At 40.8% G+C, this 11,282-nt stretch carries 11 protein-coding genes; 9 read left to right on the top strand and 2 right to left on the bottom strand.

The window, feature by feature from the left end; all coding sequences use genetic code 11:
- Window positions 1-279: 279 nt before the first annotated feature.
- The 5 genes from DP116_RS23025 to hpsJ-A all read left to right on the top strand — a co-directional run bounded on the left by DP116_RS23025 (window position 280) and on the right by hpsJ-A (window position 3,515).
- Window positions 280-699, top strand: coding sequence for a hypothetical protein (locus tag DP116_RS23025; protein ID WP_169157386.1), 420 nt, complete (start codon window positions 280-282; stop codon window positions 697-699).
- A 332-nt stretch (window positions 700-1,031) separates the two neighbouring features.
- Window positions 1,032-1,214, top strand: a complete 183-nt coding sequence (locus DP116_RS23020; RefSeq protein WP_048871206.1) for a CsbD family protein — start codon at window positions 1,032-1,034, stop codon at window positions 1,212-1,214.
- A gap of 273 nt (window positions 1,215-1,487) precedes the next feature.
- Window positions 1,488-1,928 carry a hypothetical protein gene (locus DP116_RS23015; RefSeq protein WP_169157385.1) on the top strand — a complete coding sequence of 147 codons (441 nt, stop codon included), beginning with the start codon at window positions 1,488-1,490 and terminating at the stop codon, window positions 1,926-1,928.
- A gap of 90 nt (window positions 1,929-2,018) precedes the next feature.
- Window positions 2,019-2,465, top strand: a complete 447-nt coding sequence (locus DP116_RS23010; protein ID WP_246275758.1) for a hypothetical protein — start codon at window positions 2,019-2,021, stop codon at window positions 2,463-2,465.
- Window positions 2,466-2,798: 333 nt separating this feature from the next.
- On the top strand, window positions 2,799-3,515 hold the full coding sequence (hpsJ-A, locus tag DP116_RS23005; RefSeq protein WP_211173458.1) for an HpsJ-like protein, cyanoexosortase A-associated: 717 nt from the start codon (window positions 2,799-2,801) through the stop codon (window positions 3,513-3,515).
- 180 nt (window positions 3,516-3,695) lie between these two features.
- On the opposite strand, the gene rpe is transcribed toward hpsJ-A, so the two are convergent.
- Window positions 3,696-4,403: a ribulose-phosphate 3-epimerase gene (rpe, locus tag DP116_RS23000; protein WP_169157384.1), complete on the bottom strand. Its 708-nt coding sequence runs from the start codon at window positions 4,401-4,403 to the stop codon at window positions 3,696-3,698.
- Window positions 4,404-4,564: 161 nt separating this feature from the next.
- On the opposite strand from rpe, the gene DP116_RS22995 reads away from it, so the two are divergent.
- Complete coding sequence (locus DP116_RS22995; protein WP_169157383.1) at window positions 4,565-6,157, top strand: S8 family serine peptidase; 1,593 nt, start codon at window positions 4,565-4,567, stop codon at window positions 6,155-6,157.
- Window positions 6,158-6,449: 292 nt separating this feature from the next.
- Window positions 6,450-7,778 (top strand): serpin family protein, encoded by a 1,329-nt coding sequence (locus DP116_RS22990; RefSeq protein WP_169157382.1) that lies wholly within the window; start codon window positions 6,450-6,452, stop codon window positions 7,776-7,778.
- On the opposite strand, the gene DP116_RS22985 is transcribed toward DP116_RS22990, so the two are convergent.
- Entirely contained in the window at window positions 7,747-9,024 is a 1,278-nt protein-coding gene (locus DP116_RS22985; RefSeq protein WP_169157381.1) for an AI-2E family transporter, read from the bottom strand. The genes DP116_RS22990 and DP116_RS22985 overlap by 32 nt on opposite strands.
- Window positions 9,025-9,128: 104 nt before the next feature.
- Between DP116_RS22985 and DP116_RS22980 the strand changes: the two genes are divergently transcribed.
- Together DP116_RS22980 and DP116_RS22975 are read left to right on the top strand one after the other, a co-directional pair.
- Entirely contained in the window at window positions 9,129-9,482 is a 354-nt protein-coding gene (locus DP116_RS22980; protein ID WP_246275757.1) for a hypothetical protein, read from the top strand.
- Between the two features lie 329 nt (window positions 9,483-9,811).
- Window positions 9,812-11,218, top strand: a complete 1,407-nt coding sequence (locus DP116_RS22975) for an LCP family glycopolymer transferase (protein ID WP_169157387.1) — start codon at window positions 9,812-9,814, stop codon at window positions 11,216-11,218.
- Window positions 11,219-11,282: the final 64 nt, after the last annotated feature.

The following is an 11,282-nucleotide window of genomic DNA, read 5'->3' as shown; positions in this document are numbered from 1 at the left end:
ATGAAATTGCGTCATAAAAATTAATTTAGCTGCTTCTATTTTATATGCTAAGCAACTTGGACACAAGGTGGTTTTACTGTAGAAATGAGTTTCGTCGCCAGTAATTGGGAGATTAGGTTTTGCAATGTTTCTTTATTAAATTTTACAAAAATACTATATGAATCTCAAAAAAAATTATACCTACACAAGATTTTTTAAAGTTAAACTTAGATATTAAGGAAAAATTTAACTTTTCCAGAATATTGTAAAATAAGTTAACAATGCACCAGGTGAGAAGCAATGAGCATAACTAGCTCTGGTGAAGTAAGAAGTCCTCGGCGAAAAAATCTGAAGCTTAACGGAGAAACTACAGTGGAAAATAATCAGGGTGAAAGTTGGGATAAAGTAGAGCACAGTAGTGACCAGCAAACGCGGGTAGAATTACCAGGTAAACTGGAGGTACATGACACACTAGCTATCTCTGGAATACGTCCCGTGAGCTCCAGTGATTTGCAAGTTGTAGAAACAAAAAACATAATGGGTATACGCCCGACTACAGCAAACACATTCCACGTTGTTGACACTCTTAACATGTCTGGAGCACGTCCAATTGGTTCAAGTGATCTCGTCATTTCTGAAACATACTCTGTCATGGGAAATCGCCCAATAGCATCAAATACTATTGACGATTCTGAAAGTCTAATGGGTTTTCTTGATTAAATAAAATTTGTACAGATTACTTTATTCACCCGGTTTTCGTAAGAAAGCCGGCTTTTTCATTAATTAAATAAGCGACATTAAAATTTATTCATAAAACCTTATTCTTAAATGGTTTAGTGTCTAGTAGTATCAAAAGTTTTTGAATAACTAACTAGTGTTAAAGGAGTAGCTAATAGTCACTTCTCCTCTCTCTTTTAGTATAGGGAACTAATATATCTAGAGGTGGAAGGCTGCTGTCAGAAGATTAAGCTAGTTTGTAAGAGTAATAAAAAACAAGTTCAAGGTTACTTATCAACTTTGAAACGTAATTAAAAGAAGGTCTGGAGGTCAAAATGAGTTTAGAAGATCGTGCAAAAGCTACAGCTAAAAACATTGAAGGTAAAGTTCAAGAAGCAGTAGGAAATGTTACTGGCGATCCAGAAGATAAAGCAGAAGGTCAAGCAAAGCAAGCTGAAAGCCAAGTACGTCATGGCGTTGAAAATGTCAAAGATGACGTAAAGGATGCACTGAAATAGGACTAATGCTTTTTCTGCTAAGTTTGAGCGTTTCATGAGAGTGTATTTATCTTAGTACCTACGCTGTTAAACTTAACAACTGAGTAAACGCGCGTTATCAAAGCGCGGGAACGAAGTCCGCGTCAGTGGGCTTCGTTTTTTAATCTAGTACTTGATATGTCAAAATAACTTTACTCAGTGAGTGTAGAAAATTCAAGAAAAATAGACTCAATTAACACCGAAGAAATCTTCCGCTTCATTTGACTGAAAACTTATTTTAAGGAGGTAATAAACATGAGTGTGCTGAAGCAGAGCCGTCAAATCATTATAGCTTGTGTCTTGATTTTAGTCTTAACTTTGACAACTGCCTGTGGCGCTAGTAATGCGACAATAGCTGATCGCACAACCAACTTACCAGTTGCTGGTCGAAATATTACCTATGGGGAATTAGAACAAGGAAATACCCCAGCCGGACAAACTTTTGGTAACTGGGTTGTACAGACATCAAAAGGATTAATTACAGACGCTTATGTGCGTGAGAACAACAAATTAGGCATTGTCATTTCCTCTAAAGTACCTCCCAGCGATGTACGTCCCTTAGCAAAATCCTTGCTAGAAGGTTTCCACCGGAACTTCCCCAATGAAGACTTGAAAGTTTTGGTGTATGCGCCTGATAAGAAACTCATTTTGACAGCTCAGTATGACGTACAAACAAATCAAGTTCAGTACACTTAGTTGCGGAATTTGATCAAAAACTTGAGCGAAGTCAGTTGATTTAAAAACGAGAAATTGAAAAAGTTTGATAAGAGAAAGGAGATAAGTAAAATGAGCACCAGCGATCAATACAGACGTCACATCATGAGTGATTTGGCTCAGGGAAATGTTGAGTCTCTAGGTGATGCTCCCACCGGCTCAACAACAGAGTACGATAATTTTGATGATTTTGCTCAGCGCTCAACACACGAAGAACGCCGTCAGTTATTTGGTCAATCTTTACATCATGACAACATTCCAGCCAACCAAATGGAGCCAGAATTGCAAAAGGCAATTGCTCAAATTAAACCTAATGAACGGGATGATGTCGCCCGCGCCTTCTTCAAACACTTCAAGCAAAGAGGATTAGATGATCGTCATTTGGAGCAACAACTCGGGCTTTCCACCCACGCTCCTAATCGTATGACTGCTGACGATGTTAGTAAACTTGCGTCCTTCGCCTATCACAACCATCCCGATATCTTCCGCGAAGTGTTGGCAGAGCAGCTAAATGGTTAGGGAATCATCACCGATAACAGTTGAGTGTTGGGTTCTTAAGTTTTAATGGTGGGCAAGAATGCCCATCTTTTTTATTTAATAGTCGTAAATTTACCAAATTTTTATATCGTAATTTAGGTGATGAATCATCTGGAAGCTTGATCTAGGCTAACTTTTCATGATATGTAATGTTTACTTAATAACAATATTCACTTTAAATTTTGCGTTAAGACAAGTAGATGCAGCTTACCAAGTTTTAGAAAACGCTTGGTTTTCTTGGTATCGGTGGTGGGAACCACGCTTTCCCAAGTCCTAAATTATCGTCAATTATTTTAGTTTTACTCGGTTAGCAAAATGACAAAATCAAATAGCGATAAATTTCTTCCCATAGTCCAAGAACTACAAGACTTTGCCTTCAGTCAGCAAGGCTCGATGACAATCGTTAGAGTGCTGGGCTATGGTTTATTATTATTGGCATTGTTCGACATCATTGAGATGTTTATCCCGCCCAACTTTATGAATCCTGTTTGGGAATTTCAAACAATGGGGATGCTAGTTGAAAAAGTACCAGTGCCTTTAATTGGGCTAGTGTTAGTGTTTTTTGGAGAGCTACATTCTCGAACAAAATGGGAAATTCCTATTTTAAAGTTTTTATCTTGGTTAACTTTATTATTTGGAATATTATTTTTTCTACTGATACCTTTAGGACTTGCTAGTACCATTCGGTTAAACACTCAAAATGCTGCTCAAGTTAAAGCTGTATCCACTCAACAAGTTTCTCGTGCTGAAGAGTTGGAAAAGCAACTGAGTCAAGTTACACCTGATCAAATAGATAAGTTTTTCAAGATTCAAGGTCGTTCATTAGATGGCAAAAATCCTCAAGAAATAAAAAATCAACTTTTGACAGAAGTCTCAAAAGCTAAGAAAAATATAAAAACTCAAGCAGAAGCAACTCAGTCTCTTCGAGGACTAAACTTGATTAAGACTTCTGCAAAATGGAATCTTGGTGCTGTGGTTGCAGGAACTTTGTTTATCAGTATTTGGAAGGGAACGCGTTGGGCAAGAAATTGATATGACGCGGGGATATTTAGAGATTTATTTCTCTCGTTCCTATGCTCTGCATGGGAACGCCTAAAGGGAGGCTCTGCCTCCCAATGATTATAATGATTATATTGAGGCAGAGCCTCAAGTTATGCATTCCCTGGCTGAGCCAGGGAACGAGAAAAAACATTTCTTTTCTTATTCAATTATTCACGCTGTTGCGAGTTGTGGAGTAGGACGCTTGCTGTTGCGAATACCATTTATTGCTTCAGCATAATCCTTAGCTTTAAATACGGCTGAACCAGCCACGATCGCATTAGCCCCAGCTTCCAAAACTTGCCAGGTATTATTTGCTTTCAATCCTCCATCCACTTCAATCCAAGGATCAAGACCACGTTCGTCGCACATTTGACGCAGCTTGCGGATTTTTGGCACAACTTCAGGAATAAAGCTTTGACCGCCAAAACCAGGGTTGACGCTCATAATCAACACCAAGTCACACAGTTCTAGGACATACTCAATCAGTTCCAAAGGGCTACCGGGGTTAAGAACCACTCCCGCTTTTGCACCAACCTCTTTGATTTGTCCCAACGTGCGGTGTAAGTGAGGAGAAGCATTATGTTCAGCATGAACATAGATGTGATCTGCCCCTGCTTTAGCAAAATCTTCTACGTACTTTTCTGGTTCCACAATCATCAAGTGGACGTCCAGAGGCTTTTGTGTCACTGGGCGAATCGCCTCCACAATCAGAGGACCTATCGTAATATTAGGTACAAAGCGACCGTCCATTACATCGACATGAATCCAATCTGCGCCAGCTTGATCTACAGCACGTATTTCGTCTCCTAAACGACTAAAATCTGCTGATAGGATGGATGGAGCTATTACAATGGGCTTTTTAGATTGTGTTTGGGTCATGGCTAGTGGGTTTTAAAGCGTCCTCGTCTGTGAGCATTGTAACAAAACTTGAGCAAACGCTCATCTATCTGATCCCCACTTTTTCATTCGTGAGGATTAATTAGTCGTTAGTAGTGCTTTCTGATAACAAACAAATAACAACTCATGATTTCTAACTGACTATGGCGAACAAACAAAGTTGGATAATTTGGGGATTAGGTGCTTGCTGCTTGAGTGCGCCGGTACTTGCTGCTGTGGAATCTCCTTTTGGCACTAATGGTATTGATGCTCTAAGACTACACCAACTCCCATATAATTTAATCGGTCGCAAGATTGCTATTGGTCAGGTAGAGATTGGGCGTCCCGGTAGGTTTGGGTTAGATAAAGCCGTCTCTAAAAATCGCTCAGTATCCATAGCAGGAGCGTTCCTACGCAATGAACTTGCTAAATCAAATAGCGGTGTTGACCCCCACGCCTACAATGTCGCTAGTATGATGGTTAGTACAGATAAAGGTTTTCCTGGAGTTGCCCCAGGAGCGCGATTGTACTCATCTGCTGTGGGTTATGGAAAAAGCTTAGGTCAACCACAAGAGTGCTTGTCTGCACAGCACATAGCACTACAAAATGGGGGAGATGTCCGCGCAATTAACTTTAGCTTTGGCGAACCTTTAAACCGTGACCCACGACCAGAGGCTGTTTTAGATGGCAATGCTTTACTAACTTTATGTATTGACTGGTCTAGTCGCGTCCACAATTCTTTGTACATCATTGCAGGCAATCAGGGAAAAGGCGGCATTCCCATACCTACCGATAATTATAACGGAGTGAACGTAGCTTTTTCATCCCGTCGAGGAGGGATTTATAATAAAGTTGATGTTTCTAATTTGGCGGCTGTCAGTGAAGGATTAGCGATGCGGCTTGCTGGAAAAGAGATTAATCTTGGTCCACGTCGTGCTATTGGTATAGTTGCTCCCGGGAATAACATTCCCTTGCGAAATCCAGATGGGAAGAAGAATAAAGTCACAGGGACAAGCTTTGCAGCGCCTCAAGTAACTGCTACAGTCGCTCTGTTACAGGAGTTTGGTGATAAACAACTGCGAACAAAACAACCTAACTGGAGCATAGATTCTCGCAGACATGAAGTGATGAAAGCAGTACTGCTCAACTCAGCTGAGAAAATTCAAGATAATGGCGACGGTTTGCGCTTAGGAATGACGCGGACGCTCATTGATAAACAAAATAAAGACTGGTTGGCTTCTGATGCATATAATGACCCAAAAATTCCTTTAGATTCGCAAATGGGAACTGGTCATTTGAATGTTTTTCGCGCTTACCAACAATTTAGCGCCGGTGAATGGAATCCAACGCAAACTGTACCAGCTCTTGGTTGGGACTATCGCACAGTCAATACAGAAGCATCTGTAGAATATGAGTTAGCAAAACCCTTAAAACAGGGGAGTTTTGTTTCTATCACCTTAACTTGGGATAGGTTAGTAGAGCTAAACGACAGGAATAAAAACGGTCAGTTTGACGCAGGAGAAAATTTTCGCGATCGCGGCTTAAACAACCTCGACCTTTATCTAGTCAAAGCCGATGACAAAAATGCAAATGCTGAGGCTGTCTGTTCCTCAATAAGTGAGGTTGATAGTGTCGAACATATTTTCTGCCCTGTTCCTACAACAGGTAACTACAAAATCCGTGTTCAATTTCGCAAGAAAGTTAATGAAGCAACTCAAGCTTACGCTTTGGCTTGGTGGAGTGTACCCGTGAGGTAGGAAATTCCCTAGCTAGGTACAGCACAGAAAGCGGCGAATCAACTGATTTGGTATGTGGATGAGAAAGCTATATCGCATCAGGGGCTAGGAACGGTAATTCATCCACCGCCACAAACAGTGATGAAATCTAAAAACTAGTAACTAATACTTATTGACTCAGAAATCAAACTACCCATAGCTAAAAAAAATTCAAACTGTACAATCACTGTTGCCAAAACTGTAACGGATCAGATATCACCTCACACCAGATGCGATAGTCAAAATAAAGACTCTAGCTATTATGGGTGGTAAAATGAAGCAAAAATTTAGCAATGCTGGGGAAAATTTCCTACAAAGACGTTATGGAGTTCGTTTAGGCAGACGTTACGTTTTGGCAGCTGCGAGTGTTGTCTTAATGGGTGTTATAGGATGCTCTCAAGTCAATAGTAGCACGAGTGCCTTTGCCGAATCGGGTTTACCTCGCTCAGAATCTCCGATACCGAAATCAATGTCATATCCTGATATTAAACTGATTACTGCCAACACAAAATTTGGCTTTAAACTGTTTTCCGAAGTTTTGAAAAACGATAGTGGCAAGAACATTTTTGTTTCACCTTCTAGCGTAGCGATCGCCCTTGCCATGACCTACAATGGCGCTAGTGGCAGTACAAAACAAGTAATGGCTAAAGCACTGGAGTTCAAGGACTTGAATCTAGAACAAATTAATTCCTCTAACGCGGTGCTGAAAAAGTTATTAGAAAACCCAGATCCTAAGGTGCAACTGACAATTGCTAATTCGCTTTGGGCAAATAAAGAGGTTAGTTTCAATCCCGATTTTCTGCAACGAAATAGAGATTTTTACACAGCTAGGGTTGCTAATCTAGACTTCACAGATATAAGTTCTCCTGCAATTATTAATGATTGGGTTAGTGAGAAGACACGCGGGAAGATAAATAAGATAGTTGAAAAAATAGAACCATCACAAGTGCTATTTCTCATCAACGCTATCTATTTTAAAGGTAGCTGGACAAATGAATTTGATAAACAGCAAACCGCAGAATATCCTTTCTATCTCTCCTCCGGTCAGCAGAAACAACACCTAATGATGTCACAATCAGGTGACTATAAATACTATGAAAATCAACAATTTCAGGCAGTCAGTTTACCTTATGGTAAAGATGGTAAGATTAGCTTTTATATTTTCTTGCCTAAACAAAACTCTAGTCTAGAAAGCTTTTATCAAAACTTGAATGCAGAGAATTGGGAAAATTGGATGACTCAGTTCAGCAAACAACAGGGATTTATTCGCTTGCCCCGTTTTAAGATGGACTATGACATAACGCTCAACAATGCTCTGACAGCCATAGGTATGGGTGAGGCTTTTAGCAATCAGGCAAATTTTTCAGCTATGGGTAAGGATTTAAAAATAAGCGAAGTCAAGCATAAAACTTTTGTTGAAGTCAATGAGGAAGGTACAGAAGCTGCTGCTGCTACTTCTGTGAGAATTATGCCATTATCAGCGGTAGAGCCGAGCTTAGAGCCATTCCGAATGATTGTTGAGCGTCCCTTCTTCTGTGCGATTCGGGATAATCAGACAGGAAGCATATTATTTATGGGTTCCATTGTGGAGCCACAGTCTTAGAAGGATTTGCCCCAGGATGATTTGTTTGAGCAGTTGGAGGCGAGGCTTCGACAGAAACGGGTGCAGCTACCTCAGCAGAATAAGCCTTTGAATCTGGAGTTATACTACCCCCTCCAGTGTCATGATTTTCCGTATTGCAAGATTGTGAACTTCCTTGAGGAAGTACTTCTACATTATTGCCACTGGATGAAGAGTAAGGACGTATAGCGCTTAAAACTGTTTTGATAACAACAGCGCTGGGTACCGCTACGATCACACCCAAAAGTCCACCAATTCTTGCGCCTGTCAAAACTGAAATCAGCACCCAAACAGGGTTTAAACCCGTAAAACTCCCTAAAATTCTCGGAGCAATAAAGTTTTCCAGAATTTGCTGGACAATAAGTGCAGCAATCAATACCCTTGCCCCCATCCAAAAGTCTTGTAGTGTCACGAGCAAAGTCGTTAGAGCAATACCTACAGAACCACCAAATGGGACAAGTGCCATGATACCAATGGTCAAGCCAAATAGTAAGCCAAATGGGACCTTCAACCACAAAAAGATGGGAATCAAGGCCGAGGCCATACAAGTGGCTGAAATTAACTGGCTAATGAAAAAATTTTGAAAGCTGAGGCGTACTGTATTTGAAAAAGCCTCGCGGAATCTAACAGGTAGCCAATATACTAAACTTTCCCACAGTTCATCCCCATGCTGTAGGAGATAAAAAGTTAATACCATTGTCAAGATAAAGTCAAGGAGGCTTGTGACTGTAATAACAGCCAAATTTAAAACTTGTCCAGCGATCGCCTGCAATTGTCCCTTGACACGGTCGTTAATTTGTGAGACTAAAGCATCAAGGTTTATGGGTAAACCAAAACTTTCTGCTTTCTCGTTCAGGATCATCAACTGCGATCGCCCAGAATCTATTAACTCTGGTATACGCGCCACCAGTTGCTGAGCCTGAGTCAGAGCAAGCGGGACAAGGGTGACACCCAACGCCAGTAAAACTGACAAAGCGAGTAGAAAGACTAAAATAGCAACTTGCTCTCGCTTAGCACCTTGACGCTGCATCCAGCTCACAGGGTAGTTTAGCAAAAATGCTAGCACTGACGCTCCGACTAAAATAACAATTAGCGAGTGAAAGTAATGAAAAATTGCTGAAATCGCCCAACCATTGAGCACTAGCAGTGGAGCGAACAGAGTGATTGTCAAGAATCGTGCTAGGGGTGTAAGTGTTTCCCACCAGTTTAAGAGCTTACGTGTCTGCATCTGCCAATTGTTGGATACAACTAAATAAAATTCTCTTTACAGCCTATTATCTCTGACTACACCACTATGATTCATCCCTCTTATTTCGGATTGCACTCAGGCAAATGAAAATTCTTAAATTATCTGACAATTCTTACCATCCTCAAGACTCCTCCACCTCTGGTGGACTGGTGCTTATCTACCATTATCCGGTCAGAGATTTTTTCTCCTCACTATGGACACTCTACCACCATCCGGAAAGTTGGGAACAAGTTCGAGTTAGTTATCTGTCAATAACTTTGGTATTTACCTGGTTTTTGGGTTACCTAATACTCGCAACTGGGGCGACAACTTCAATTTTTTTAACATTGCATCTACTTATCGTTCATAACTTTCTCACCTGTCGCTACTTTTTGATTAATATCTGGTTAATTGTTCTTCTAGTTAAGAGCAGATTAAGGCGATTGCCACGCCCGTGAGTCGTTTTGTGGAAAGAACGCTTGGCAAATACCTGTCATAATTCTTTAGTCATCAAAGCAGTTGACAGGGTTTTTACTTAATTTGCCAAAAAAATATGTATTTTATTCTTAACAGGTCTAGTCAAATCTCTTTTGATATTGTCATACTTCTAAGAAAACCTCTCCGGATTTATCAAAAAATAGGAGAATTACTCCAATAAGTGTTGTGGTTCATACTGAAGTGTAAAATTTATCATTGTTAATCTAAGAGTTAGCTATCATGGGTTAATTTGTCTGTTTCCATAGCAGCAGATTATCCAGATTTTATTCAGATAAGTGTGAGGAGTCGCGTGACTATTCAAAGAACTTCGGCGCAAGACGACTATTCTACAGATACTAGCAACTTAAGTGATAAAAAAGCCAACACTGACAAATCTGGACGTTGGCTGTGGTTTTGGGTGGGTATGAGCGGGATTGCAATGGTATCAGCAACAGCAGGAGCATTGTTGGCGGTTTCTTTAACAGGTAAGCCTTTAATGCAAGCTTCTTTAAGCCCAGATGAAGCAGCGGTGTTTGATAGCGATCGCATTGCTGGAGATGGACTGAAATTTTCACAGTTAACTCGCCCCGTGAATATTTTAATCATGGGGATGAGCGTACTTCCTCCTGATGTGCGAAATCCTCCCACTCAAAGCAAAAATCTGAGATATCTGCCCCAAGTCAACTCTTTTGATGGTCTTGCTGACGTTATGCTCTTGGTCAAATTTGAGCCATCGCACAAAAAAGTGATGATGCTTTCTATTCCCAGAGATACTCGGACACAAATAGATGGACATGGTACAAGAAAAATTAATTCCACAAATGTGATTGGTGGACCAGCTTTAACCGCCAAAACTGTGAGTAATTTGTTAGGTGATGTAGGAATTGACCGCTATATCCGCATTAACGTGTTGGGAGTTGGTAAGCTCATTGATGCCTTGGGTGGAGTTACAGTGTACGTACCCAAAGATATGAAATATCAAGATGACTCTCAGCACTTATATATTAATTTAAAGAAAGGAAAACAGCATCTCAATGGCGATCAGGCACTGCAACTTCTGCGCTTCCGACATGATGAAAATGGCGATATTGGCCGGATTCAGCGGCAGCAAATGGTCATGCGATCACTGATGGAGCAATCTGTCAACCCAGCAACCGTAGCTCAATTGCCCAAAGTTCTTAACGTCGTAAAAGAACACATTGATACTAACTTGACACTTGAGGAGCTACTAGCACTAATCGGTTTTGGGGTAAGAACAAATCGCTCCAATATGCAAATGTTAATGCTACCTGGCCAATTCGGTCAAAAAGGAGGCTACTGGATTCCAGATAGCCAGCGCATTCATAGCATGATGGCTCAGTACTTTGATGTGCAAACAGATTCTACATCTGGTGTGGTCAATCCAGGATCTTTGCGAGTCGCAATTCAAAACAGCACAGGTAACGATAAAGCTAATCTCCGACCATTGATTAGAACTTTGCAAAAACTTGGCTATACCAACGTTTATGTAGCCAAAAGCTGGGGTGAACCTCTAGAAGAAACTCATATTGTCGCCCAACAAGGAGACGGTAACAGCGCCGAATCAATTCGCAACACTTTAGGATTTGGAGAAGTGCGCGTAGAAAGCACTGGTAATCTTGGTTCTGATATTAGTATCCAACTGGGTAAGGACTGGTTGCGGCAAACACAAATCAATCAGAACCCTGTTCAACCATAGGTCGAACAAGTTGACACTCCCCTGCCTAAAGGCGAGGGGATTCTACATTCATCGTCAGAACTTG

It is taken from the genome of Brasilonema bromeliae SPC951 (assembly GCF_012912135.1).
GTDB classification, from domain to species: Bacteria; Cyanobacteriota; Cyanobacteriia; order Cyanobacteriales; family Nostocaceae; genus Brasilonema; species Brasilonema bromeliae.
The sequence above is the reverse complement of the archived record's forward strand: the minus strand, read 5'-3'. Positions and strand labels throughout refer to the sequence as shown.

What these genes read in the sequence shown, in the direction of transcription:
- DP116_RS23025 (WP_169157386.1), top strand. Translation starts at nt 280, where the DNA reads ATGAGCATAACTAGCTCTGGTGAAGTAAGAAGTCCTCGGCGAAAAAAT.
- DP116_RS23020 (WP_048871206.1), top strand. Translation starts at nt 1,032, where the DNA reads ATGAGTTTAGAAGATCGTGCAAAAGCTACAGCTAAAAACATTGAAGGT.
- DP116_RS23015 (WP_169157385.1), top strand. Translation starts at nt 1,488, where the DNA reads ATGAGTGTGCTGAAGCAGAGCCGTCAAATCATTATAGCTTGTGTCTTG.
- DP116_RS23010 (WP_246275758.1), top strand. Translation starts at nt 2,019, where the DNA reads ATGAGCACCAGCGATCAATACAGACGTCACATCATGAGTGATTTGGCT.
- hpsJ-A (WP_211173458.1), top strand. Translation starts at nt 2,799, where the DNA reads ATGACAAAATCAAATAGCGATAAATTTCTTCCCATAGTCCAAGAACTA.
- rpe (WP_169157384.1), bottom strand. Translation starts at nt 4,403, where the DNA reads ATGACCCAAACACAATCTAAAAAGCCCATTGTAATAGCTCCATCCATC.
- DP116_RS22995 (WP_169157383.1), top strand. Translation starts at nt 4,565, where the DNA reads ATGGCGAACAAACAAAGTTGGATAATTTGGGGATTAGGTGCTTGCTGC.
- DP116_RS22990 (WP_169157382.1), top strand. Translation starts at nt 6,450, where the DNA reads ATGAAGCAAAAATTTAGCAATGCTGGGGAAAATTTCCTACAAAGACGT.
- DP116_RS22985 (WP_169157381.1), bottom strand. Translation starts at nt 9,024, where the DNA reads ATGCAGACACGTAAGCTCTTAAACTGGTGGGAAACACTTACACCCCTA.
- DP116_RS22980 (WP_246275757.1), top strand. Translation starts at nt 9,129, where the DNA reads ATGAAAATTCTTAAATTATCTGACAATTCTTACCATCCTCAAGACTCC.